Here is a 25700-nt window from a genome sequence, read left to right as displayed (position 1 = left end):
GCTACAGGCCGACGCAGGCCATCGCCCGCTTGTAGGCGTCGATGCTCCGGTCGGGCTCGTCGATCCGCTCCAGGACGCGGGCCGCGGTCAGCCAGGCATGGGCGGTGAAGCGGGTCTCCGGCACCTGCTCCAGGCACTCGGCCCCGGCGGACAGCTCCCGCGACGCCTCGGCCTGCATGCCCAGCGCCGCGAGGGTCTCGCCGTGCAGCAGGCGCGCCTCCGCCTGCAGGGCCTTGGGCATGCCGTCGAGCAGGTCGCAGACGAAGTTCATGTGCTTCTCCGCCCGGTCGGGGCGGGCGAGCAGCAGCTCCACCCGGACGAGGTTCATCGCGCAGCGCATCTTGGTGATCGAGCTGGCGGAGCTCTCCGCGAGCTCCTTCTCCACCTTGAGCAGCACGTCACGCCAACTCTCGGCTTCCATGGGCCGGGCGATCAGCATGACCTGGGCGTAGTCGTTGCGCAGCCGCGACAGCCGCCACGGGTCGCCGTACTCGGACTGGATGGCCAGGGCGCGCTCGGCGTGCGTGACCGCCTCGTCGGTGTGACCGGTCTCGACGGCGGCGATCGCGGCGCCCCAGTGCGCCAGGGTGAGCGCCATCGGGGTGCCGAGGAGCTCGGCGGCGGCGACCAGCTCGGCGGCGAACTGGCGGGCCCGCAGCAGGTCACCCCGCTCCACGTACGCGGCGAAGAGCTGGCTGCCCAGCCTCATGAGGCCGTCGTTCCAGGCGGGCCTGACCGCGCCGGTGAGGATCCGCTCGGGGACCGCCATCGCCTGGGTGAGGTCACCGATCTCGCGGTAACAACGCGAGAGCGCGACGGCGACCGCGATGTGACGCTCGGGGCTCATGACCGTCGTGTCGCTCTCGTGCAGCCCGCCGAAGAGCACGATCGCCTGCTCCAGGTCGCCGCAGGCCTCGGTCGCGAGGGCGAGGCCGTACTCGACGTCCTGCCGTAGCTGGGGCAGGCCGGCCAGGCCGCTGTCGGCGAGAAGCTCGGCGTAGCGGTTACGGGCTTCGACGACCTCGCCGTTGTCCAGAGCCATCTGCGCGTAGCTCAGCGCGAGCTCGATCTCCTGCATCTGCTCGGCGGTGACGCCGTTGATCAGATATGTCAGGGAACAGTCGAGTTTTTCCGCGAGAAGCTCCAGCACAGCGGGGGTCGGAGTACGCTTGCCACTCTCGATGAGAGAGACGTAACTGTCCGACAGCTCTGGATGAGCGAGCTGCGCCTGAGAAAGACCCCGTTGCCGACGGGCGGTTTTGATGCGCTGCCCCACCAAGTCTTGACCGGTCACGTTACCCCTTGAAAGATATTGTCTGAGCAGCAGAACCTACGACAGGAGTCTCCCCGTGCGCCGACGTCTTGCCTTGTCTGCCCTCGCCATGCTGTTTACGGCTACTTTTGCCGTCACTGGCAATGCTACGACCGCGAGTGCTGATTCGTCTGCCCCCCCGAAGAACACCGGCAAGTATTCTTCGCAGACGGTCAACGCCCAGGCCTACCTGGGCTGGGACTACCCGGGCTGAGCTACGACTCAGCCCGGCCGAAGGAGATCCAGAAACGAAACGAGCTCCGCCCTCCGTGGAGAGCTTTCAGCCAGCGAGCCGCTCCACCCGGCGGAACCGGCGCGCTTGCGCCGATGTGAGCGCGCAGGTTTCCCTCGCGCACGCTTCAGCAAGACGGAATCATTGAACACCGGGGCGTCCGCGCCCCCGGATGGTTGGCGCCACCGATCGCGGCCGAGCCGGGATCCGAACCCCTTCCGTGATGATCGTTGTTCCTCACGGAGGATCCCGGCCGGAAGAGCACACGTGTGTGATCCACTTTGCACACGTTCCGCTTCGTCGCAGGTCACGGCTCGTGGGCCGCATGACCCAGGTCGAGGGTGCCGCCGACGGCCACTCGACCTCTCGTAGGCGTCATCCGTTCCGCTCGCTTTTCGTCGCCGACCGGTCCGCAGGCCGGTCGGCTCACGAACCCCTGTCGCCGGGCACCCCCTCGGCACCTTCACGTTTGGAATCAGTCGTCACCCTGAAAATATATTGAAACAATCCACCATCAAGTCAATGTCCTAAAGCGGTCAGCCGAAGCCCGGGAAGACGGACGGCCATTTCGCGGCGGACACAAAGAAAGCCCCGAACTGTTTCGGCTCACGGAAAACCAGGAATGCGCACGCCCCACAGGAAAGTAAACGAGCATGATCCGCCCACGGGAAAGCCTCGGGGAAAGCAGCGAGCGCGGGCGGCTCGCCCCCACTTCGACCTCTCTTGAGTTCGGCCTCTCGCCCCAGCCGGCGCACACGGCACGTGCCCGCGAGCGTCTCTAGGTGATCTCTAGAATCACCTGCGACAGTGAAACGGCGAGAATCCCAGAATGATCCGGCGAAGTCCGGTGGCGGGAGTTCGCCTCTTCGGGCCCGGCCCGAGAAGGCTTTGCCGAGCACCCCTGCCACCGCCGGCCCGGACGACGAACGCGAGGGGCACATGACCCACTCCTTACCGGTCCCACCCTCCGGGGGAGAGCGATCCCAGGTCCGACAAGACGCCGAAACCCTGTGCTCATCCGCGAAACGGTCAATAGATGTGTTTCTTCCTGAACCAGGAAGAAACACTACGTTTCTCCAGATTTTCGATTCCCCCAGCATCCCGCCGGGGGTGCGGACGAGGATCGTGGTCGATTCGCCGTACGAAACAGCCGGTTTCCCCGCGTCCGTGGAGCTGAGGGTCGACCCGCTGATCTCTGAGAGATTCATGGTGATCGACGATCACATCGCCTTGACGGGCCACACGTCCCGGATGGCCGTGGTGCGTACCCCCGCGCTGCTCTCGTTGCTGGGAGACCTGTTCGAGCACGTCTGGTCACGCGCCGAACAGCGTCCGCGGGAGTGGAAGGCGCCGTTCTCACTCACGGAGCAGGAGAAGACCATCTTGCGAATGGCCGCGGAGGGCATGACGGACGAGGTGATCGGCCGCCGGCTCGGGCTGACCTCCCGCACCGTGCGCCGCCATATGGCCAACGCGATGGGGCGGATCGGGGCGCACAGCAGACTCCAGGCGGGGATCCGCATCGCCAAAGCGGGAATCGTCTAGGTTCTGCTTCCCGGTCTTCCGGTAACGGGTATGTGCCCGGAAGGCGCCCGTCGTGGTTTCCGGAGCGCGGCATCTCATCGTCGGTGAAGACGAGCGCGGCGGTCAGGTTCGTGTCGAATCCGGTCCGGCATGTCTCGCCGACCACCGCGAGAGTCCTGGAGAATCCCTCCGGCCTCGGTGGATCACGCGTTCTCAGGACTCTCCCAGAATGGCCCGAATGGTTTCGGCCGGCGTTCTGGCCACGACCACCCGGAATCGCTCTCGCGGACACTCCCGGGGACACGCGGAGACCATCGCCCGACTTGATTCATGTCCGGTTCCCGGACGTCCCACCTCGAATACAAAATGTGATCGGGTGCGTGCGAGAAGTGATCGAAATCATGTCGTCCGCGTTCTTACGGCATCCGGGCGGAGGATGACGCGACCTCTACTTCGACGCGAACCCATCGGCTGGACCTGGCTTCCGCGAATTCGCTACGCCATGCTTGACCGCATGTGGGAATCCGAATGGGCAGGACCGACGAAATCGTGAGGATGGATGACGGCCCCCGGCCGGGGGATTTCCACATCGGCGTGCTGGGCTCGGTGGTCGTCCGTAGACTCACCGACGAACTTGAGCTGGGAGAGCCCCGGCAGCAGGCGATTCTCTGCGTCCTGGCCGCCAATACCGGACGGGCGGTTACGAAAGACCAGTTGATCGACGGCGTGTGGGGGGCGGATCCGCCGAAGACCGCGGAGCAGAGCGTTTACACGTACGTGTCCAAACTGCGGCGAACACTGGAGCCGGACCGCGATTCACGAAGACCTTCGAGGCTGCTCGCCTCCACCTCGGGCGGATACGCTCTGCGGCTCGAACCCGGGCAGGTGGACGCCGAAGTGTTCAAAGAACACCTCGGCCAGGCCCGGAGATCATACGCCGAAGGCTCCCACGAGACGGCCCTGCGGTTCCTGAGGGACGCGCTGAAACTGTGGCGGGGGCCGTGTCTGAGCGGAATCCCCGGCCCGTTCGCCGAGTTCGAGCGGCACAGACTGGGAGAACTGCACCTGGTGGCGCTGGAACTGCACGCGGAGCTGCTGCTCCTGCTCGGACACCCGCAGGACGCCGCCACCCGGCTTGTCACCCTGACCGCGGAGCACCCGTTGCGCGAGCGGCTCCGAGAGCTGCACATGGCCGCGCTCTACCACTGCGGCCGGCAGGCGGAGGCGTTGAAGATCTACCGGGAGACCCGGCGCCTGCTCTCGGAGGAGCTGGGCGTCGAGCCGCACGAGAGTCTCCGCAGGTGCCACGAGCTGATCCTGCGCGCCGCCCCTCTGTCCGACCTGCCCTTGCCGGTGGCCTCCCTCACCCCGAAGCCGACGCACACCCGGCCCTCCGGGAACCGTACGGCGGCGGAGAGGACGACGGTCCGGCAGTTGCCACGTGATCCCGTGGATTTCGTCGGGCGCGCGGAGGAGCTCGTGCGATTGAGAGCACTGCTCTCCCCCTGGGACGGCTCCCCGCCGCACCATGTCGTCGCGATCACCGGAGCACCGGGATCCGGTAAGTCCACTCTGGCCATCCGGGCCGCGCACCTGGCCCGCGACCGTTTTCCCGACGGGCAGCTGTACGTGAACCTGCGCGGGGCCACACCCGGCATGAAACGGCTCGAACCGATCGAGGTGATCACCAGGTTCCTGCGCGACCTCGGTGTGCCTCCGCACGCCATCCCCACCGACGTCGAGGAGGCTGCGGCACACTGGCGCGGCGAGCTCGACGGGCGCCAGACGCTCATCGTGCTCGACGACGCCGCCGACCTGCCCCAGATCCGCCCGCTGCTGTCGGTGTCGAGGGGAAACGCGATCCTGACGACCAGCCGGGAGAGCTTCACCCTGCTCGACGACTGCGCCCGCGTACCGATCTCCGGGATGCGACGAACCGAGTCCTCGGCGATGCTCGCGAAACTGATCGGAGCCGAACGGGTCGCCCAAGACGCCCAGGCCACAAAGCGCCTGATCGATCTCTGCGCGGGCATGCCGCTCGCCGTCGGCATCGCCGGAGCCCGGCTGGCGAACCGGCCACGCTGGAAGGTGGCCGACCTGGTGGACCGGCTGAACGACGAGCACGGCCGGCTGAGGGAACTGGCGGCGGGCGACATCGCGGTACGGACCAGCCTGGCCGTCAGCTACGACACGCTCGCCGGCAGCGACCAGCTCCTCGACCGGATGGCCGCCCGCGCGCTGCGCGCCCTCGGCGTGCTGCAGACGGCCGACGTGACGGCGCACATCGTCGGCGCCCTGCTGGACGTCTCGGTGGAGACGGCGGCGCACGCCATGGAACGGCTCGTCGACGCGCACCTCGCGGAGATGGACGAGCCGGGAAGATACCGGCTGCACGACCTGGTGCGGCTGTTCGCCAAGGAGCAGGCCGCGAGCGAGGAGCCGGAAGCCGACCGCGACGCCATGCTGGACCGGGCGTTGAGCTCGTACGTCGGAACCACCCGCCTGGCCATAAAGGTGGGCCGCTACCCGCGCCCGGCGCAGACGGACGTCGACCTCAGCGCCGCACCCCTCCCACTGACCTCGTGCGAGGAGGCCCGCGACTGGCTGCACCGGGAGCAGGCCAACCTTCTGTCCGCCGCCTCCCAGGCGATGTCCGCCTCCCGGGAGCGAACCGCCCGGCTCGGGGTGGCCCTGGTCTTCGCGCTGTTCTGGCACCTCCACCACACCGGTCTCCACGGCCGGCTCCTCACGATCAGCTCGCAGCCTCTCGCGATCGGCCGGCGGCTGGACGATCACAGCATCGAGGCGTACGCGCACGGCTTCGCGGGTGTCGCGCTGAACATGGCCAACCGCCCGGCGGAGGCCGTGCACCACCTCCGGCAGCAGCTGATCCTGTACCGCCGGCTCTCCGACGCGCACGGGGAGCAGAGAGCACTGGGCAATCTCGCCATGAACTACCTCGAACTGGACCGCTACGAGGAGACCATCGACTGTGCCCGGAAACAACGGGAGATCGCGAACGCGATCGAGCACAGGTCGGGCGAGCACTACGCGCTCACCATGCTCGGAGCGGGATACAACGGCCTGCGCCGGTTCGAGCAGGCGCTGGAGGTGCTGGGCGAAGCCCTGACCATGTGCCGCAGGGACGGCAACCGGTATCAGGAGGCGGCCGTGCACAGCAGGATCGGCGAGACCCATCTCAGCAGGGGGGACGCCGTGTCGGCCAAGGCCTCCTTCGAGGCCGCTCTCGGCTGCGCGCGCGCCGAGCGGCTGAGCGTCGCCGAACCGTACCTGCTGCTCGGTCTGGCCCGCTCCCACCGGCTCCTCGGCGACACGGAACAGGCCTCGGCCTACCTCTCGCGCTCCCTCGCGACGGCCAGGGAGAGGGGGAACGCGGAGGTGGAGGAGCAGGCGTTGACGGAGGAGGCTGTCCTGGTCCGGGAAGAGCCGATCACGCCCCTGGGCTAGGCGTCTGTCCCGGCCAGGGCGGTGACACGGCGACGGGTGCACCCGTGGGCGGTTCCGGGAGCTTCGCGGGCCGCTCGACGGCAGGAGCCGTGGCCGGTCGGCGCCCGGCTGCCGGACACAACCGCAAGAGTCGCCAACGGCCGCCCCCCGCGTTCCGTCGTGCCTGCCATGTCCTCCCCCCTACCCGGCTGATGTACTGCTGACATGAGTGGCATCGAAACGCGGCAGCATCGCGGCGTCGGCGAGAGCGTCCTGCGCCCCGACGGGACGCTGAAGGTGACGGGCGAATTCGCCTACTCCTCCGACCTGTACCTGGCGGACATGATCTGGGGGGTCACCCTGCGCAGCCCGCATCCGTCGGCGTGGATCCGTTCGATCGACATCGGCCCCGCGCTCGCCATGCCCGGTGTGTACGCGGTGCTCACCCACGAGGACGTTCCCGGCGCGAAGTTCTACGGACTGGAGCACAGGGACCAGCCGGTGCTCGCCGTCGACCAGGTCCGCTACCAGGGCGAGCCGGTCGCGCTGGTCGCCGCCGACCACCCCGAGCGCGCCAGGCGGGCGGCCGAGGCCGTCGTGGTGGAGTACGAGGTCCGCGAGGCCGTCACCGACCCGCGCCGGGCCGCCTTCGACGCCTCCTGCCCCTCGGTCCACGAGAGCGGCAACGTGCTGCGCCACCAGCCGATCCGGGTCGGCTCCACCTTCGAGGCCCCGGTGGTCGTCACCGGCGAGTACGAGGTCGGCATGCAGGACCAGGCGTTCCTCGGCCCCGAGTCCGGCCTGGCTGTACCCGCCGAGGACGGCGGGGTGGACCTGTACATCGCCACGCAGTGGCTGCACTCCGACCGGGAGCAGATCGCGCCGTGCCTGGGGCTGCCCGAGGAGAAGGTGCGGCTCTCCCTGGCCGGGGTGGGCGGGGCGTTCGGCGCGCGCGAGGACCTGTCCATGCAGGTCCACGCGTGCATGCTGGCCCTGCGCACCGGCCGCCCCGTGAAGATCGTCTATAACCGCGAGGAGTCCTTCTACGGCCACGTCCACCGCCACCCCGCCCGGATGCGCTACGAGCACGGTGCCACCCGCGACGGCAGGCTGCTGTACGTGCGGGCGGAGATCCTGCTGGACGGCGGCGCCTACTGTTCCACCTCTCCCGCGGTGGTGGGCAACGCGGCCTCCCTGGGGGTGGGGCCTTACGAGGTGGACAACGTCTGGATCGACGCCTACGGCGTCTACACCAACAACCCGCCCTGCGGCGCGATGCGCGGCTTCGGCGCGGTGCAGGCGTGCTACGCGTACGAGTCGCAGATGGACCGGCTCGCCGAGGCGTGCGGGATCTCCCCGGTCGAGGTGAGGGTGCGCAACGCGGTCTCCCAGGGGTCGGTGCTGGCCACCGGGCAGGTGATCGACTCCCCCGCGCCGCTCGCCGAGATGCTCAGGGAGCTCGACGCGATGCCGCTGCCCGCCGCGCCGGAGGCCACGGACTCACCGGATCTGCGGAGCCTGCCGGGCGGCGTCTCGCAGACCACGCGCGGCGAGGGGGTGCGGCGCGGTGTCGGGTACGGCGTGGGCATCAAGAACATCTGCTTCTCCGAGGGCTTCGACGACTACTCGACCGCGAGGGTGCGGGTGGAGCTGATCGGTGGCGAGCCGCACGTCCTGGTGCACACGGCGGCGGCCGAGGTGGGGCAGGGCCTGCTGATGGTCCAGGAGCAGATCGCCAGGACCGAGCTGGGGATCGACGCGGTGACGGTCGCGGGGGCGGACACCTCGGTCGGTTCCGCCGGATCCTCGTCCGCCTCGCGCCAGTCCTACGTCACCGGAGGCGCGGTCAGGGCGGCCTGCGAGGCGGTGAGGGAACGGCTCGCGAAGCTGACGGGCGACGGGACGTCCCTGGTGGAGGCGCTGGAGCGGGCCGGTGCTGTGGAGGAGACGAGACAGTACCGGCACCGGCCCACCTTCCCCCTGGACCCGCTCACCGGCCAGGGCGACTCGCACACCCAGCTCGCCCTGTGCGTCCACCGGGCCGTGGTGGACGTGGACGTGGAGCTCGGCCTGGTCAAGGTGATCGAGCTCGCCGCCGTGCAGGACGTGGGAAAGATCATGAACCCGCTCGCACTGGAGGGACAGATCCACGGCGGCTCGGCCCAGGGCCTGGGACTGGCGCTCATGGAGGAGATCCAGGTCCGCGACGGGCTGGTGCTCAATCCCTCGTTCACCGACTACCTGATCCCCACCATCCTCGACATGCCGCCCATGCGGCTGTCGATCATGGAGAATCCCGACCCGAACGCCCCTTACGGGCTGCGCGGCGCGGGCGAGCCGCCCACGCTCTCGTCCACGCCCGCGGTGGCCGCCGCCGTACGGGCCGCCACCGGCCTGCGGCTGCCCCGGGTGCCCATCCGGCCCCACGACATCGCCCTGGAGGGATGACCGTCGCGGGGAGGGCCGCGCCGACCGGCCTCAGCCGGCGTCGCCCAGCTCGCAGGCGACGCCGTCGTTGTCCCCGTCGATGTACCACTGGTACTCCTCGTGGACACCCCGGGTGTAGGGGCCGTACCCGTTCTCCCTCGCGGCCTTGCAGGTGGCGAACTTGCGGTCGAGTCCCTCGGCGGACGTGTTCCCCGAGGTGGCTCCCGTGGTGTTCGCCGGGCGGTTCTGGCCGGTCCCCGAGGTTCCAGAGGTTCCCGAGGGGTTCGTGGCGGCCGGGTCCCCGCCGGTGTTCGCCGGAGGGGTCACCGGCTGGTTGTCGGTGGGGGTCACGGGCTGGTTCTGGTTTCCCTGAGGGGTCAGGGGCTGGTTCGCCGGAGGGGTCGCGCCCGGGTCGGCGGGCGGGGTGAAGACCGATCCGTTCGGCTGCGGGACGTCCGACGGCTGCGGGACGACGTCGCCCGAGCCGAGCAGCTTGACGACCATCGCGTCCGCCTGCTCCTTGGTGAAGGAGCCCGCGATGCTCAGGCTGTCGTCGGTGATCGTCTGGGCGACCTTGGGGGCCGCCACCACCTTCTGTCCCACGACGATCGCGATCTGCTGCCTGACCGGGTCGTCCGCGTTCACCGCCTCCGCGGTCAGGTCGTTGATCTGCTCGCGGAAGGCGGGTGCGAACGCGATCCTGACCGAGTAGGCGCCGCTCTTCTCCTGGATCGTCTCGATCTTCCTCACCGCGTTCACGGTGATCCCCGCGCCGAGCGAGTAGCAGTTCTGCCCGAGGTCGTCGGGATAGGTCTCGGCGACCGTGCAGGCTCCGGGCCTCACCTCGGTCACCGGGGCGAAGTGAATGGGGTTCGCCAGCCGCCTGGGTGGTGTGCCACCGAGCGGCATGTCGGGGTTGCGGGTCATGAGCACCGCGATGGTGCCGAGCACGCCGGTGATCAGCACGACGACGACGAGGGTGGTCACCAGGATCGCGGTCGTGGCGCGGCTCGCCCTGGGCGCCCCGTCCGGCGCTTCTCCGGCCCGCTTCTCACCGGTCCCCGGTGCGCCCGGGATCGGCCCGCCGGGTCCCGGGCTCACGGGTCCCCGAGCGGGGAGCTCCTTTCCTCCGGCGGGAGGCGGGAGGTCGGAACCGGGGCCGCCCGGCCCCTCGGGAACCGGGCCGCCCGGCTCCTCCACGATCGGGTCCGCCGGATCGCCGGGGCCCTGCCCCAGGGGAACCGTCCTCTCGAAGCCGAGACCGCCCGGTCCTTGATCGCCGAAACTCGCACCGCCGGGACCCGGGTCGCCGAAACCGGGACCATCGGGCCTCACCCCGCCGGCACCAAAAGCGTCGAAACTAGAACCTTTAGCACTAAAAGCATCAAAATCAGAGCCGCCAGGACCACCGAAGACGGCGCCGCCGGGACCACTTCGGCGAGGATCACCGAGAGCGTCGACGTCGGAGCCGCCCCGGCCGGGAGCGCCGAAGGCGTCGCCGTCAGGACCAACCCGACCGGGCCCACCGAAAGCGTCGAAGCCAGGGCTGCCGGAACCACCGAAGACGTCGCCGCCGGGACCACTTCGGCGAGGATCACCGAGAGCGTCGACGTCGGAGCCGCCCCGGCCGGGAGCGCCGAAGGCGTCGCGGTCAGGACCGACGCGGCCGTAACCGCCGAAGGCGTCGAAGCCGGAACCGTGATCGGAACCGGGAACGGGACCCGGGCCGCCGAGGCCCCGATCGCCGCGACCTGGAGCGCCGAAGGCGGTGTGACCGTCCGGGCCGTCGGAGCCGTCGGAGCCGTCGGAGCCGTCCGAGGCGCCGGAGGGGCCGGCGTCCGGTTCGCCGGGGCCGCGGGCGTGACGTCCGGACGAGGCGCCAGAACGCCCCGGCGGGGTGAAGGCGTCATAGGAGCCGGGCGAGGACCACGGCGCGTCAGGAGGGTCGTCAGACCCTCCTGGAGGCCCTTGCGGTACGGGCGGCTCACCCTGCCCCGCGTGCATCCCCATCGTCATATCCCCGTATTCCTCGCATCTGCTCGCGGCGAGCCTACCGACCGGTGCGGGGAGCCGGTAACCCCGCACGTCACGACACCCTTCGGGAAACCGAACGTCGGCGATTGCTGACGGAATGTCATCAACTCTGCCCCCATTCCTGCCGCCTTGCGCGTGATGACTCTCTTTCGGGGAACGCACAGTGAATGTAGAGGACACGCGCCCACCCTGGAGGAGCCGTGAAAATCTCCGTTCCCCGCGAGGTCAAGAACCACGAATATCGCGTGGCGCTCACCCCCGGCGGGGCCCACGAGTTCATCAGGAACGGCCACGAGGTCTTCGTCGAGAAGGACGCCGGGGTGGGGTCCTCCATTCCCGACGCCGACTTCCAACGCGTCGGCGCGACCATCCTGGACTCGGCCGACGAGGTGTGGGCCGCGGGCGAGCTGGTACTGAAGGTCAAGGAGCCGATCTCCGAGGAGTACCACCGGATGCGCAAGGGCCAGGTGCTCTTCACCTACCTGCATCTGGCCGCCTCGCAGGCGTGCACCCGGGCCATGCTGGAGACCGGGGTCACCGGCATCGCCTACGAGACCGTGCAGAACGCGAACGGCTCCCTGCCGCTGCTCGCCCCCATGTCGGAGGTGGCCGGGCGGCTCGCCCCCCAGGTGGGGGCGTACCACCTGATGCGCCCCGGGGGCGGCCGCGGCGTGCTGATGGGCGGGGTGTCGGGAGTGCATCCGGCCAGCGTGGTCGTGATCGGCGCCGGGGTCTCCGGCATGAACGCCGCGGTCATCGCGCTCGGCATGCAGGCGGAGGTGCTGCTGCTCGACCGCGACATCGACAGGCTCCGCCAGGCGGACATGATCTACAAGGGCCACTGCAGGACCATCGCCTCCTCCACGTACGAGATCGAACGGGCGGTGCTGAACGCGGATCTGGTCATCGGCGCGGTGCTGATCCCGGGGGCGAGGGCTCCCAAGCTGGTCGACAACGCGCTGGTCTCGCGGATGAGGCCGGGGTCGGTCCTGGTGGACATCTCCATCGACCAGGGCGGTTGCTTCGAGGACTCCCGGCCCACCACCCACGCCGACCCGACCTACCGGGTGCACGACTCGGTGTTCTACTGCGTGGCCAACATGCCGGGCGCGGTGCCGCACACCTCGACGTACGCGCTGACCAACGTGACCGTCCCCTACGCCCTCGCGATCGCCCAGGTGGGCTGGCGGGAGGCCCTTCGGAGAGATCCGGCGCTGGCCGCCGGCCTGAACACGCACGAGGGGCACCTGACCAACCGGCCCGTGGCCGAGGCTCACGGGCTGGAGGCGGTGCCCCTGGAACAGGTGCTGCGGGCCTAGTCGCGGGCCCGGTGCGGCCGGTGCGCCTCGTCAGGACGGCGTCACCGGTGTCGCGACCGGCCGGATCAGGGCGCCGGGGTGGGGCTGGGAACCGGGGCGTCGGTGGCCGGGGCATCGGTCGCGGGAGCGTCCGTGGCCGGGGCGTCGCTGGGAGCCGCGGACCCGTCGGGGGCGCCCGGCGGCTGGCTGGGCGCGGTCTCCGGGATGGGCGCCTCGGCGGTGGTGGTGCCCACGCCTCCGCTGCAGGACGCTCCGAGCTCGGGGGTGTCCCGGCCGTTCTTGTACTTGGTGATGAACCTGGGCAGGCGCCCGTCGTTCGCGCTGTCCAGCTTGAGCTGGTTGTTCCAGGAGCTGGCCACGACCTTGGAGGGCAGGCCGGGGTACGGGCTCAGGAGCATGTAGTCCTTGGAGGCCAGTTCCCGCAGCTTGTCCACCTCGGCCTTGGGGAGATCCGGCTGGTAGGTGATCCACACGGCGCCGTGCTCCATGGAGTGGACGGCGTTCTCGTTGTTGATCGGCTGCTCGTAGATGCCGCAGTTCTGCCAGGCCGGGTTGTGCTCACCGCCCATCGGCGGGTTCTCCTTGTACGTCACCTTGGTCTGGGTGTGCTGGCTGCCCGTGTACTTCGCGGTGGCGACGTTGTCCAGTGAGGTCGCGGCCCGCTCGTTGACCAGGTAGTAGGCGACGACCGCGACCAGCAGGACGACGACGGCACCTCCGGCACCCCACATGAGAAGCGCGGCCCTGCGCTCCTTGCGCCTCTGCTCATCGCGCATGCGGTTGAGGTGCTCGCGCCTCGCCTGCGCCTTTTCCTTGGTCATCAACCCTCCAGCCGGCAAACAACTTCGGGTCACCCTATGCCCTACCGGCGTATGTGGAGAATAAGGGGATGACAACGCGTGATACAGCGACGATTCCCGACAGTGGGTACGCTGGGCAGGTAATGGAAACCCCGGGTAAAGAGGGCGCGACGTCCAGACGTGGTGGCGTGGTGGTCGGCGCACTGCTCGGCTGCCTGGTCACGGCGGTCGTGTTGCTGCTCGCGACGGGCAGGACGGCCACTCCGACGGACGCCTCGGCGGAGGCGGGTTTCGCCCGCGACATGGCCGTTCACCATGCCCAGGCCGTCGAGATGTCCTTCATCGCCAGGGACGGCAGCCAGGACGACGCGTTGCGGCGCCTGGCCTACGACATCATCGTCACGCAGACGGCCCAGCGCGGCATCTTCACGGGCTGGCTGCAGCAGTGGGGCCTCACCCAGTCGGGTGATCGTCCCTCCATGGCGTGGATGGCCGGGCACGGTGGCGGTCACGCTGTAACACCGGACGCGCCCGCCGCGATGCCCGGTATGGCAAGTGAGGACGAGCTCAAAAAGCTCCGCGAGGCCACAGGCAAGGAGCAGGAGGTCCTCTTCCTCCAACTCATGATCCGTCATCACGAGGGCGGCGTGCAGATGGGCGAGGGTCTGCTGAAACTGTCCGACCGTGAAGAGGTGGCCACCATGGCACAGCACATCGTCGACGGTCAGACGGGCGAGATCGAGTTGATGACCGACATGTTGCGGCAGCGCGGCGCCCAGCGGCTGCCTTCCATCCTTTAGTGGCGTCGGCGCGTCCCTGTGCGGCCGGTTTCCGGTCAGGGCAGCATGGAGCCAACCTGGCCGGAGGAAAGAGAATGGTGAACGACGAGCCGGAGAACCGCCTGGAGGTGAGCATCTCCGCCGAGGTGGAAATGGGGCAGTACGCCAACTTCGCCTCGGTGTGGCACACCCAGGATGGCTTCGTCCTGGACTTCGCGGTGATCACCAGGCCGCCCCAACTGGCCAACGACCCCTCCTCAGGGCAGCACTTCGTGAGCGTGCCGACCCGGATCGTGAGCCGGATCCGCATCCCCCCGAGTCAGGTCTTCGAGCTGATGAAGGCCCTCGAACAGCAGCTGACCGCGTACGAGCACGAGACGGGTCACAAGAACTGAGGCCCGGCGGGGGGGTTTCGGCCCCCTGAAAGGGTCCTGAAAGGGGTCCCCGCGCCGGGCCTTCACGACGCGCCTTACGACAGATCTTGGCGCGGACGTAGCTCCTGCGCCACGGCGGCGGCGAACGCGTCCACGTCGGCCTCGGTGGTGTCGAACGCGGTCATCCAGCGGACCTCGCCGGTGGCCTCGTTCCAGGTGTAGAACCGGAAGCGCTTCTGCAGGCGCTCGGTCACGTCCGCCGGCAGGATGGCGAAGACCGCGTTGGCCTGCACCGGGCGCGGGATCTCCACCCCCGGCACGTCCCGCACGGCGTCGGCGAGCCGCCGGGCCATCGCGTTGGCGTTGCGGGCGTTGCGCAGCCACAGGTCGCCCGCGAGCAGCGCCTCGAACTGCACCGCGACGAACCGCATCTTGGAGGCGAGCTGCATCGCGCTCTTGCGCAGGTAGCGCAGGCCGCGCACGGCGTCGGGATTGAGCACCACGACGGCCTCGCCGAACATCAGGCCGGCCTTGGTGCCGCCGAAGGACAGCACGTCCACACCCACGTCGGTGGTGAACGCGCGCAGCGGCACGTCCAGCGCCGCGGCGGCGTTGGTCGCGCGGGCGCCGTCGAGGTGGACGAGCATGCCCAGGTCGTGGGCGTGGTCGCAGATCGCGCCGATCTCCTCGGGCGTGTAGAGCGTGCCCAGCTCGGTGGTCTGCGTGATCGACACCACCTTGGGCTGTGCCCGGTGCTCGTCGCCGAAGCCCCACGCCTGCCTGTCGATCAGCTCGGGCGTGAGCTTGCCGTCCGGGGTGGCGACCGGCAGCAGCTTGAGCCCCGCCGACCGCTCGGGGGCGCCGCCCTCGTCGGTGTGGATGTGCGCCGACTCCGCGCAGACCACCGCCTCCCAGTGGGCGGTCATCGAACGAAGCGCGACCACGTTGGCCCCGGTGCCGTTGAACATCGGCCACGCCTGCGCGGCGGGGCCGAAGTGCTTCTTGAAGACCTCCTGGAGCGCGGCGGTGTAGACGTCGTCGCCGTACGCGGTCTGGTGGCCCCCGTTGGCGAGCGCGATCGCCTGAAGGATCTCCGGGTGGACCCCGGCGTAGTTGTCGCTGGCGAAGCCCTTCACCAGCGGGTCGTGCCTGCGGATGGCGTCCGTCACGCGGTCCTCCCCTCCCGCCTCGCGTCGACGGTGAGGTCGATCCTGGTGCCGTTGGCGTCGGTCTTCCACAGGTCGTCGATCGCCTCGGCGAGGTCGTCGACGTCGGTGAAGCCGGGGAAGGTCCGCTCGGGGCTCGCCGCGCGCATGCCCTCGTGCACGAGCGCCTTGACGACCAGGATGTTCGCGGTGGAGGCGGTGCCCTCCAGGGCGTCGGCGAAGGCGAGGGTCCAGGCCTCGGAGGCGGCCTTCGCCGTGCCGTACGCCGCGTTGCCCTGGGTGGGGCGCTCGGCCGCCTTGGCGGAGACGATGGCGAACCGGCCGCGCTCGCTCGCCTTGAGCAGCGGCTCGAAGGCGAGCGTGACGTGCTGGAGGGTACGGATCAGCAGGTCGTGCAGGAGCTCCCAGTCGTCCAGCGACGTCTCGGCGAAGGTCTTGGACCCGCGCCAGCCGCCGACCAGGTGCACGATCCCGTCCACCCTGCCGTGTTCCGCCCGCACGTCCGCCGCGAGCCTTTCCACGGCGGCGGCGTCGAGCAGGTCGACCGCGAGGCACCCGTCGGCGCCGCTCTTGTCGACGCCGATCACCGTGTGGCCCTCGCCGGTGAACCTGCGGACGACGGCCCGGCCCGCGGGACCGCCCGCACCGGTGACAAGGATGATCATGCTCGGATCCCCTTCGTGGAGTCGACGACGTCGCCGAGCTTACGGCGCAGGGCCTCGTAGAACATGCTCAGCGGGAACTCGTCGGGCAGCACCGCGTCCACCACGGCCTTGGGGCTGTTACCCCCCGGGGAGCGACCCCCGGACCCCCGGGCATCTTCCACGGGCAGGGCCTCGGCCCCGCCGGCCCAGACCGAGGCGGGGTTCGGCGCGACGTAGGTGGCGACCAGCTGGTGGGCGGCGAGCCAGTGGGCGAGCTTGGAGCGGTCGATGCCGTCCCTGTAGAGCTTCTCGACCTCGCCCCGCAGGTCCGCGACCCCCTCGGCGAGACGGTCCCAGTCGACGCTGAGCCGGTTGTCGGTCCAGCGGACGACGTCGTTGCGGTGCAGGTACGAGAAGAGCAGCTGCCCGCCCAGGCCGTCGTAGTTGCGGACCCGGTTACCGGTGATCGGGAAGCGGAACAGCCGGTCGAACAGGATCGCGAGCTGGACGTAGCGGGCGTGCGGCACGCCTTCGCGCTCCAGCTTCACGGCCTCGCCGAACGCGGTCAGGTCGCAGCGCAGCTCCTCCAGGGAGTAGAGCCAGTACGGCATGCGCTGCTTGATCATGAAGGGGTCGAACGGCAGGTCGCCGTGGCTGTGGGTCCGGTCGTGGATGAGGTCCCAGAGCACGAAGGTGTCCTGGGCCAGCTCCTGCGACGCGATCAGCCTGGCCGCGTCCGGCGGCAGCGCGAGCTTCAGCGTGGCCGCGGCGGCACCGCTCACCACGCGGAACCTCGCGGCCTCCCGGTCGGCGAAGATCCCGCCCCAGGTGAAGCGGGCCGGGGTCTCGCGGACCGCGACGGTCTCGGGGAAGAGCACCGCGGAGTTGGTGTCGTAGCCGGAGGTGAAGTCCTCGAAGGCGATCGGCACGAACATCGGGTTGTCGTAGCGGGTCCGCTCCAGCTCGGCCAGCCACTCGGGCCAGATCGTCCGGATCCACACGGCCTCGATGTGGCGGAAGGTGGTGCCGTTCTGGGTGTACATCGGGAAGACGACCAGGTGCTCCAGCCCGTCCACCCGCTGGGTGTCGGGGTGGAAGGCGTCGAGCGCGTCGAGGAAGTCGGGGACGCCCAGCCCCTGGTCGACCCACTTGCCGAAGTCGGCGACGACGGCGGCCAGGTAGGCGGCGTCGTGCGGGAAGCGCGGCGCGAGCCGCTCGACGTGCCCGACGATCTTCGAGACCAGCTCGGCGGCCCGCTCCCGGTCGCCCTCCTCCTGGATCGAGCCGTCCTTGGCCTGCAACGGCCTGATCGCCTCGACGGCGTCCTTGAGCGCCTGGAACTCGGCGCGGGCCTCAGCGTCCTCAGCGTCCTCAGCGGCCTCGGCGCTCCCGACGGCCGAGCCCTCGGCGGCGGAGCTCTTGACAGCGGGGACGCGGGCGACCCAGGTGACGAGATTGCCCCAGAGCGCGGCGTGGTCGTAGTCGCCGATCGAGTCGTCACCGAACAGGTCGGAGTCGGCGACGACCACGACGCGGCCCTCCCCGTGCCGTACGGCCACCGCCAGCGGGCGGTTCGCGGGGGTCGCGGTGGGCGAGGTGGCGAACAGGACGGTCTCGTGGTCGGAGACGGTGAGCGTCCCCGCCCGGTAGAAGCAGGCGCGGCGGGCCCCGGCGAGCAGGTCCTGCCCGCCGCGAGAGTCGTGCGCGGCGTTCCGGGGGGTGCCCAGGACCCAGGAGGCCACGCCGTTGTGTGCGCTCCCGGGGTCCCGGACGAGGGTGTGCTCGACGCCCACGCCGAAGCGCGCGAGCAGCTCGGTGAGGTTGCTGCCGTACTTCTCCTGCTCGTACTCGGCCAGCACGACGAGCCCGCCGCCGTCGCGGACGTACTCCTCGATCGCGTCGAGCTCCTCGACCGGGAAGACCGGGCTGCCCAGCCCGGTGGTGCGCTCCCACCGGTCGGCGGAGGGATGCGCGATCACCAGCACGTCCCGCGCGCTCAGCAGGCCGGGGGTGAGCGGGCCCTCGACGTGCGCGTCCACGGAGTGGCCCAGCCCGCGCAGCAGCCCGGCCGCACGCACGTAGCCGCTGTCGTCGGGGTGGCCGGGATTCATCGTCTCGGCCACATCCCGCCGGATGGTCCACGACTCGCTGTGTGCCTCGTCGAACAGTACGCGCGGGAAAGCTGACACGATAAATCCTCCTTCAGGCAAGAGCAGATAACGGAAAATATACACACCATATGCCCGTTTTGCCGCATCCCTTACGGGGTGAGGAGATTAAAAGATCGCAGCCTCACGGACGGGACGGAGTGCGGGCGGGACGCACACGACCCCGGTCGCCCAGTCGCGGCCGGACCTCACGTCCACCGACGACCCGCCGGCACACAGATCATTCCCCCTCACAACAAAGGCGACTCGACTTACGTAACGTGTTTAATCAATCACAAAGGGTACAAAAGGGATGAAGGTCACAAAGATGCCGTGAGCGTTCTCCAGGGGGGAAGATGCCTGTACGGAGTGCCCGATCCGTTGCCGTTCCGGCAGCGGCACTGCTGGCCGTGACACTGCTCGTCGGCGGCTGCGGCGGCGGCCAGTCCACCGCCGTGAAACCGGAAACCGCCGTGGCCACGACGTCCGCGGCCGTTCCACCCGCCGCGGGCGCCCCGCCCGCCGCCGACCTCTCCGGGGAGGACACCGCCCAGGAGTACACCGCGGAGGAGTGCCCCACCGGCGTCAACGCCAAGAGGTTCGCCAAGACCCGTTTCGCGCTGCACGCGGGCCTCGCGCTGGGCGCCTTCTACCGCTACATCTACCAACCGCTGCAGAGCGGCGGCTTCAAGGCCGGAGCGGAGAAGCGGAAGCGGACCTTCGCCAAGGCCGCCGTCGCCGGTCTCTTCACTCTTCACGAACTGAAGGTGGCCCGGCGCTTCGCCCTGGCCAACCCGACCCTGTGCAAGGGGGTCAAGGCGGTCACCGACAGCTTCAGCGCCCTGACCACCAAGCTGAAGAACGGCACCGCCACCGAGGCCGACCTCCAGGCCGGCAAGGACTCCTTCAACAACCTGCGGCAGAACGCCACCCAGCACGGCTACGACTTCAAGGAGAGGACCGCCGTCGTCCCCGGCGCGGGCTGAGCGCACATCCGGCCGGGGCAGGTCCTGGGACACAGGGCCTGCCCCGGCCGGCGCACCGCCGACCCTCCGGCGAACGGCACCACCTCCCGCGGACGGCACCACCCTCGCGCGGACGGCTTTCCCGAACCCGGCATCCGGTCGCCGCCGACAGTGAACGCGACGGATCCCCCCTGCGGCAGCCGGTGAGCGCCCGGCCGAGGGCCGGTCGGCGAGCGCGGCGATCGGCGGCACAACTCCCCGCCCCGGCGCCCCGTATCGTCACCGCCCCCGGCTCGACGAGATCGCGCGTGCGACGGAGTGAGCAACGGCGAACGCGCCGCCGGTAACCGCACCCCTTCGCGACCCTTCGCCTTTTCAACTTCGGAAACCGACGCCATGACGCCCAGCAGTAACAGAACAGGGAGTCATTGTGAAATCGAGCCGAAACAGGTGCTGTTTACCTTTGCCTGGTCCGATGACTCCAAGGTGAAGAGGTGAGGCGGTCATCGACCGCATACATTCAGGACACATTTCTTCGGAATGGGATTCCAGGCTCGTGAAGGCCGACGGCACCCGGCCACCGGTCACATGAGCGAACTCTGAACCCGACCCACTCGACCCTCGTCGCCGAGCCGAGGGCTCGACGGCCGGACCGGTGACCCCCACCCCTTCCCCTGTCATCACCGCTGCTCACAGCGCTGCTATCACATCGAGCGGAACCCGAACTCGGCGAGATCCGTTCCCGGCCGCGTTTCACGGCCCCAGTCGGAAGGGTCACGTTCGAGGTCGGCGCCGCCGACCGAAAAACGCTTACCGATATACCACCGAGAACACATCCGGAATTCTCGGGAACCCGCCATGCGCGTTTACGGGTTCACGGCACGGTAAACCCCTGGAGGGAAATCCTTTGTTGGCACGGTTCAAGCGATTCACGTCCGCGCTGGTCGTAGTCGCGCTTGTCGTCCTGATGGCGGATACGGCACACGCCGATTTCAGTCCCATCGGCTCCGAACCTTATGTTCCCTACGTCCAACCGGCGGACGCGGACATTCCCCGGCGAGGCTGCGCCACCACGCTGTCCGACCCCAGGAACGCCGCGGGGAGCATCCCCGCGGTCCAGGTGATCTACGCCTGGCACGAGGAGTCCGGGAACCGCTACGACGACTTCGTCGAGAGGATCGCCAAGATCGTCGACCGGGTGGACTGGTCGCTGGACGAGTCCACGAACTACGACCAGCATGTCAATCTGAGCTGCCGGACCGGCTACGGCACCGGCAGCTACGCGGACTACGCGCGCGCCCTCGTGGTGCCGGAGAAGATCGAGGGCGGGGTGATCGGCGGCGAGACCGCCGCGGACGTCGTCGAGGACGACCTGGCGGCGGCGGGCTACGACCACGCCAACCGTACCTACATGGTGTTCGAGGACTTCGACGGGACGGCGCAGGCCTTCTGCGAACTCCTGTGCGTCGCGGCGACCGACGAGTGGGACAGCGCGACCATGCTGCACGAGTTCATCCACCTGTTCGACGTCGACCACGCCAAGGTCACCGAGACGGTCCTCCACGAGGACACCGACGTCATGTCCACCCAGTGGCACACCTGGCAGGTGGACCAGGAGTTCAACAACTACTACGACCCGAGCGAGACCACGGCCACGTTCTACACGAGCGCCTATCCGCACCCTCGCAAGGCCAACCTCGCCACCTGGTCGATGCTCACCCCGCCGCTCTGCTGCGATATCGGGTACAGCAACGACCTGCTGACCGCGCAGGAACGCACGGTCGAGGCAGACGCGCCCTATGGGTACCCCACGGGCTTCACCGTCTCCGGCGGCGGATGGATGCAGGTCACTCCGCCTGGAGCGGACAGCCAGGTGTCGGCCCGCTACTACGACGGCCGGCGATCCTTGACCATGAACGTCCAGTCGTGGGCCGAGGGGATCCTGTCGGTCACCCGCAGGCCCCAGGTGACGCCGGGGCAACGGTACAAGTTCTTCGCCCGGCTCACGACCGCCACCTCCGGCGGCGTCAAGCTGCGGCTCTCCTGGTACAACGCGTCGAACGCGCTGATCTCGAACAGTGACAGCTCGCTCCACGCCCTGACATCTGACTGGGCGGAGTACAACGTCTCGGCGATCGCACCGACCGGCGCGGCCACCGTGCAGCTCTCGGTGGTGAGCCCGAACGGCCAGTCCTTCGCCTATGTGGTGGACAGCCTCCAGCTCAACCATTGTGACAACACGCGGACCGCCGACGGATGCCGACTGGAGAGCGGCCTTCCCACCCCCTGACAGGTGTCCCGCTCGTCATGTCGACCGGCTGATCCACGCTCCCTGCGAGCGCCGGATCAGCCGGTTTGACGACCGCCGTGTTCACCCGAGGTGTTCCGGCGCGAATCGAGGACGTGATCAGCGGGCGTCTCGGCCCTCCGGTGTGATCGGTAGGGTCGCGGTATGGGGAGCCAGAACCACGACCGCGCCGACGACGTCCGTGACGCGGTGGCCGAGCACCTGCCCGGCTACCGCGTCGAGACCGTCACACCGTTCGGCGAGGGCGAGGACAACGTCGCGTACCAGGTCAACGGCGAGTTGATCGTACGTTTCAGCAAGGAGCCGGATCCGGCGCGGCGGGCCGTACTCGTGGCGCGTGAGGCCCGCCTGCTCGCCGCCGTCGCCGGCCTCTCACCGGTGCCCGTCCCCGAACCGGAGTTCACGGTCGCGGAACGGGGCTGCCTCGCCTACCGCAGGCTCCCCGGCCGGCCGCTGCTCGACCTGCCCCTGCCGGAGCGGCTGGCCCACGGCCCGTCGATCGCCGCCACGCTCGGCGACCTGCTCGCCGCCGCGCACGCCGTTCCGGCGGATCGGCTGGCCGGGCTGGTGGAGGTGGACGCCCCACCGCCGTCCGAATGGCTGGACGAGGCGGCGGAGATCCATCCCGCGATCGCCGAGGAGATCCCCGAGGCCCACCACCGGGCGGTGCGGGACTTCCTGAAGACCCCTCCTCCGGCCCCAGGCCGCGAACCGGTCTTCTCGCACAACGACCTGGGGATCGAGCACGTTCTCGTCGACCCCGCCACGGGCGCGGTGACCGGCGTCATCGACTGGAGCGACGCCGCGATCGTCGACCCGGCCTACGACTTCGGTCTGTTGTACCGCGACCTCGGCCCCGCCGCCCTGGACGCCGCCCTCGGCCGCTACCGGTCCGGTGACACCGCCGCCCTGCGTGAGCGCGCCGTCTTCTACGGCAGATGCAGCGTCTTCGAGGACCTGGCCTACGGCCTCGAAACCGGTCGGGACGCGTACGCCGGTAAGTCCCTCGCCGCTCTGGAGTGGCTCTTCGCCTCCTAGACGCCCCCTTCACGGCTTCGCCGGATGAGCGTCCCCGGACGGGGGAGGCGGGCTCGGCGCGCGGGAGCGCGAGGGGATGCGGCAGCGGTGTGCCGGTGACCGACGCCTTTGGCGGTCGCAGGCAGACGTCCCGGCTCGGACCTCAGATCAGGCCGAGGGCGAGCATCGCGTCGGCGACGCGCTTGAAGCCGTCGATGTTGGCACCGGCCACGTAGTTGCCCGGCATGCCGTACTCCTCGGCGGTCTTCAGGCAGCGGCCGTGGATGTCCTGCATGATCTCCTGGAGGCGGCGCTCGGAGAACTCGAAGGTCCACGAGTCGCGGCTGGCGTTCTGCTGCATCTCCAGCGCGCTGGTGGCCACACCGCCGGCGTTGGCGGCCTTGCCGGGACCGAAGGAGACACCGGCCTCCTGGAAGATCCGGATGCCCTCCGGCGTGGTGGGCATGTTGGCGCCCTCGCCGATCGCGATACAGCCGCCGCGCACCAGCACCTCGGCGTCCTTGCCGGTGATCTCGTTCTGGGTGGCCGACGGCATCGCCACCTCGCACGGCACCTCCCAGACGCTCCGTCCCGCCACGAAGGACACTCCGCCGCCGCGCCGCCTGGCGTAGGCGTCCATCCGCAGGTGCTCGATCTGCTTGACCTGCTTGAGCAGGTCGAGGTCGATGCCCTTCTCGTCGATGACGTACCCCGAGGAGTCGGAACAGGCGACCACCGTGCCGCCGAGCTGCCGTACCTTCTCGATCGCGTAGACGGCGACGTTGCCGGAGCCGGAGACGACGACGCGCTTGCCGTCGAAGGACGTGCCGCGGGCCTTGAGCATCTCCTCGACGAAGAAGGCGCAACCGTACCCGGTCGCCTCGGTGCGGACCTGCGCGCCGCCGTAGCTGAGCCCCTTGCCGGTGATCACCGCGGACTCGTACCGGTTGGTGATGCGCTTGTACTGGCCGAACAGGTAACCGACCTCACGCTGGCCGACACCGATGTCCCCTGCCGGGACATCGGTGTACTCGCCGATGTGCCGGTAGAGCTCGGTCATGAAGCTCTGGCAGAAGCGCATGATCTCGCGCTGGGAGCGGCCCTTGGGGTCGAAGTCCGAGCCGCCCTTGCCGCCGCCGATCGGCAGGCCGGTCAGTCCGTTCTTGAAGATCTGCTCGAAGCCGAGAAACTTGACGATGCCGAGGTAGACCGAGGGGTGGAAGCGCAGGCCGCCCTTGTAGGGGCCGAGCGCGCTGTTGAACTCGACCCGGAAACCGCGGTTGATGTGCACCTCGCCCTGGTCGTCCTCCCAGGGCACCCGGAAGATGATCTGCCGCTCCGGCTCGCAGATCCGCTCAATGATCTTGGATTCGGCGTATTCGGGGTGCTTGCCGAGAACCGGGCCGATGCTCTCCAGCACCTCACGAACGGCCTGGTGGAACTCGATCTCCCCCGGGTTGCGACGCAGGACGCTGTCGTAAATCGATTCAAGCTTCTCGTGCAACATCGCTCATCTTTCTGGTCGCAAGTCCGCGCACTGTGGGCCAGACCTTGGGAGAGGCGGTTCTCACAACTCCCACCGCCCTACTGTGAGACCTTATTACCCGCTGAATACCCCACGAGAGGGACCCCGGATCAGCCTGGTGAGGGACGCCCTCGCGCGTACCCGCCACCTACCTTCCTGAGTGAGAGAAGCCCCGCACAGGCAGGAAAGCCCATGTTTCGTGACTCAGCCGACTTCCGGCGTGTCTCCTCAGGTGTGCTACTGATCGTCGCCCCGCTGCTCCAGGCGATCGCCGTCATCGTCGACCCCGGCACCTGGGGGGACGATCGCGAGTCCGTCAGCTTCGGGGACAACCCCGCCCTCGCCCAGGTCCAGTCGGTGATGTACCACTGGTCCTACCTGCTGACGGCCGTCGCGGCCCTCGGCCTGCTGCACGTGATGCGCCGCCGCGCGGTGGTCTTCGGCCACATCGTCGGCCCGCTCACCGTCATCGGCTACATCAGCCTGTCAGGCCTGCTCCTGACCGACCCGGTGGAGTGGTGGCTCGGGCAGCGCAACACCCCCGAGCAGACGCAGCGGATCCTCGACGAGATGCTGAACCTGCCCGGCGTCGTCTTCGGATTCCAGATGCCCTGGCTGTTCTTCGCCCTCTTCGGCCTGCCCGTCCTGCTGATCGGCGTCTGGCGAGCCGGATTCGCGCACTGGTGGGTGCCGCTCGTCGTCCTGATCGGCTACGGCGCCTCGCTGGTCGTCCCGTACGGTCCGGCGACCATCCCGATGTGGATCGCCCCCGCGGTCGCGCTGGGGCATCTCGGTGTCAAGATGCTCCGGATGAGCCGCGAGGAGTGGATCTCCTACTACCCGACCGCCGCCCCCGGCCGGACCACGCCCGACTCGTACGCGAACACCACCGCCTGAGCCCGGTCGCGCAGGTGAAGCTTCATCAGCACCCGCGCCACGTGCGTCTTGACCGTGGCCTCGCCGACGAAGAGCTCCCCCGCGATCTCGGCGTTGGTCAGGCCGCGTGCCAGGAAGCGCAGCACCTCCAGCTCGCGCGGGGTGAGATCGGCCAGCTGCGGCGGAGGCGCGGGGTCGTGGCGTCCGGCGAAGGAGGCGATGACGCGGGTGGTGACGGCCGGGTCGAGCAGGGCGTCCCCGGCGACGACGACGCGGATCGCCTCCACGAGCTGCTCGGGCGGCGAGACCTTGAGCAGAAACCCGCTCGTCCCGGCCCGAAGCGCGGCGTAGAGGTTCTCGTCGGTGTCGAAGGTCGTCAGTATGACGACCTTCGGCGGGTCCTGCTGGCCCAGCAACTGCCTCGCGGCGGTGATGCCGTCCATGCGCGGCATCGAGATGTCCATCAGCACGATGTCGGGCCTGGTACGGCGGGCCACGGCGAGGGCCTCGATCCCGTCGGCGGCCTCACCGACCACCTCGAGCCCGACCTCGCTCTCCACGACGAGCTTCAGCCCGGCGCGAACCATCGCCTGGTCGTCGGCGATCACGACGCGGATGTTCACTTCTCCTCCTTGCGGGCGGCTGGACACCTCGTTCCGGGGCCGAGCGATCGAACGGCCCGTACGCACCGGTACCGAAGGGGAAGGAGAGCCGCCCTGCGGGGAGACTAAAGCCTGGCGACCGTCTTGCCCATAGGACAAAACGCCCGGTCAAGCCGCTCACAAGTCGGACACAAGTCAACGG

Annotated in this window: 19 protein-coding genes; 11 read left to right on the top strand and 8 right to left on the bottom strand. The window is 69.3% G+C overall.

What is annotated here, in order from left to right; genetic code table 11:
• Position 1: 1 nt before the first annotated feature.
• On the bottom strand, positions 2-1276 hold the full coding sequence (locus tag AB0B90_RS29050; RefSeq protein ID WP_362925840.1) for a helix-turn-helix transcriptional regulator: 1275 nt from the start codon (positions 1274-1276) through the stop codon (positions 2-4).
• A gap of 1378 nt (positions 1277-2654) precedes the next feature.
• Between AB0B90_RS29050 and AB0B90_RS29045 the strand changes: the two genes are divergently transcribed.
• From AB0B90_RS29045 to AB0B90_RS29035, 3 genes are all read left to right on the top strand, one after another.
• A complete protein-coding gene (locus AB0B90_RS29045; protein WP_350947401.1) occupies positions 2655-3089 on the top strand; it encodes a helix-turn-helix transcriptional regulator in 435 nt (144 codons plus the stop codon).
• Positions 3090-3623: 534 nt separating this feature from the next.
• Positions 3624-6536, top strand: coding sequence for a BTAD domain-containing putative transcriptional regulator (locus AB0B90_RS29040; protein WP_362925805.1), 2913 nt, complete (start codon positions 3624-3626; stop codon positions 6534-6536).
• 204 nt (positions 6537-6740) lie between these two features.
• Entirely contained in the window at positions 6741-8963 is a 2223-nt protein-coding gene (locus tag AB0B90_RS29035) for a molybdopterin cofactor-binding domain-containing protein (RefSeq protein ID WP_362925804.1), read from the top strand.
• Positions 8964-8993: 30 nt separating this feature from the next.
• Here AB0B90_RS29035 and AB0B90_RS29030 read toward each other — a convergent pair whose 3' ends face one another.
• Positions 8994-10043, bottom strand: a complete 1050-nt coding sequence (locus AB0B90_RS29030; protein WP_350947398.1) for an excalibur calcium-binding domain-containing protein — start codon at positions 10041-10043, stop codon at positions 8994-8996.
• A gap of 171 nt (positions 10044-10214) precedes the next feature.
• On the opposite strand from AB0B90_RS29030, the gene AB0B90_RS29025 reads away from it, so the two are divergent.
• Together AB0B90_RS29025 and ald are read left to right on the top strand one after the other, a co-directional pair.
• Positions 10215-11069: a hypothetical protein gene (locus AB0B90_RS29025; protein ID WP_362925803.1), complete on the top strand. Its 855-nt coding sequence runs from the start codon at positions 10215-10217 to the stop codon at positions 11067-11069.
• Between the two features lie 107 nt (positions 11070-11176).
• Positions 11177-12295, top strand: a complete 1119-nt coding sequence (gene ald, locus AB0B90_RS29020; protein WP_362925802.1) for an alanine dehydrogenase — start codon at positions 11177-11179, stop codon at positions 12293-12295.
• 65 nt (positions 12296-12360) lie between these two features.
• Here ald and AB0B90_RS29015 read toward each other — a convergent pair whose 3' ends face one another.
• Complete coding sequence (locus AB0B90_RS29015; RefSeq protein WP_350947395.1) at positions 12361-13116, bottom strand: DUF3105 domain-containing protein; 756 nt, start codon at positions 13114-13116, stop codon at positions 12361-12363.
• A gap of 170 nt (positions 13117-13286) precedes the next feature.
• Here AB0B90_RS29015 and AB0B90_RS29010 point away from each other — a divergent pair, with 170 nt between their 5' ends.
• A complete protein-coding gene (locus AB0B90_RS29010) occupies positions 13287-13895 on the top strand; it encodes a DUF305 domain-containing protein (RefSeq protein WP_362925801.1) in 609 nt (202 codons plus the stop codon).
• Positions 13896-13969: 74 nt separating this feature from the next.
• Positions 13970-14269 carry a DUF3467 domain-containing protein gene (locus AB0B90_RS29005; protein ID WP_329092600.1) on the top strand — a complete coding sequence of 100 codons (300 nt, stop codon included), beginning with the start codon at positions 13970-13972 and terminating at the stop codon, positions 14267-14269.
• 74 nt (positions 14270-14343) lie between these two features.
• On the opposite strand, the gene AB0B90_RS29000 is transcribed toward AB0B90_RS29005, so the two are convergent.
• From AB0B90_RS29000 to AB0B90_RS28990, 3 genes are read right to left on the bottom strand one after another with little or no spacing between them, the layout of a single operon-like run.
• The gene (locus tag AB0B90_RS29000; protein WP_350947393.1) at positions 14344-15417 is read right to left on the bottom strand and encodes a low specificity L-threonine aldolase; all 1074 of its coding nucleotides are present in this window, start codon (positions 15415-15417) and stop codon (positions 14344-14346) included.
• Entirely contained in the window at positions 15414-16079 is a 666-nt protein-coding gene (locus AB0B90_RS28995) for an SDR family oxidoreductase (RefSeq protein WP_350947392.1), read from the bottom strand. The genes AB0B90_RS29000 and AB0B90_RS28995 overlap by 4 nt, the downstream gene beginning before the upstream one ends.
• The gene (locus AB0B90_RS28990; protein ID WP_362925800.1) at positions 16076-18247 is read right to left on the bottom strand and encodes a DUF6421 family protein; all 2172 of its coding nucleotides are present in this window, start codon (positions 18245-18247) and stop codon (positions 16076-16078) included. Before AB0B90_RS28990 ends, AB0B90_RS28995 begins: the two co-directional genes overlap by 4 nt.
• Positions 18248-18561: 314 nt before the next feature.
• Between AB0B90_RS28990 and AB0B90_RS28985 the strand changes: the two genes are divergently transcribed.
• From AB0B90_RS28985 to AB0B90_RS28975, 3 genes are all read left to right on the top strand, one after another.
• Complete coding sequence (locus AB0B90_RS28985) at positions 18562-19191, top strand: hypothetical protein (RefSeq protein WP_350947390.1); 630 nt, start codon at positions 18562-18564, stop codon at positions 19189-19191.
• Positions 19192-20080: 889 nt separating this feature from the next.
• Positions 20081-21460: a hypothetical protein gene (locus AB0B90_RS28980; RefSeq protein ID WP_362925799.1), complete on the top strand. Its 1380-nt coding sequence runs from the start codon at positions 20081-20083 to the stop codon at positions 21458-21460.
• Positions 21461-21622: 162 nt separating this feature from the next.
• A complete protein-coding gene (locus AB0B90_RS28975; protein WP_350947388.1) occupies positions 21623-22516 on the top strand; it encodes an aminoglycoside phosphotransferase family protein in 894 nt (297 codons plus the stop codon).
• Between the two features lie 142 nt (positions 22517-22658).
• Here AB0B90_RS28975 and gdhA read toward each other — a convergent pair whose 3' ends face one another.
• A complete protein-coding gene (gene gdhA, locus AB0B90_RS28970; RefSeq protein ID WP_350947387.1) occupies positions 22659-24002 on the bottom strand; it encodes an NADP-specific glutamate dehydrogenase in 1344 nt (447 codons plus the stop codon).
• Positions 24003-24212: 210 nt separating this feature from the next.
• Between gdhA and AB0B90_RS28965 the strand changes: the two genes are divergently transcribed.
• Positions 24213-24917, top strand: a complete 705-nt coding sequence (locus tag AB0B90_RS28965) for a hypothetical protein (RefSeq protein WP_362925798.1) — start codon at positions 24213-24215, stop codon at positions 24915-24917.
• Here the strand turns inward: AB0B90_RS28965 and AB0B90_RS28960 are convergent.
• Positions 24857-25519 (bottom strand): response regulator transcription factor, encoded by a 663-nt coding sequence (locus AB0B90_RS28960; protein ID WP_350947385.1) that lies wholly within the window; start codon positions 25517-25519, stop codon positions 24857-24859. The genes AB0B90_RS28965 and AB0B90_RS28960 overlap by 61 nt on opposite strands.
• Positions 25520-25700: the final 181 nt, after the last annotated feature.

Source organism: Streptosporangium sp. NPDC049078 (genome assembly GCF_040648855.1).
Lineage (GTDB): Bacteria > Actinomycetota > Actinomycetes > Streptosporangiales > Streptosporangiaceae > Streptosporangium.
The sequence above is the reverse complement of the archived record's forward strand: the minus strand, read 5'-3'. Positions and strand labels throughout refer to the sequence as shown.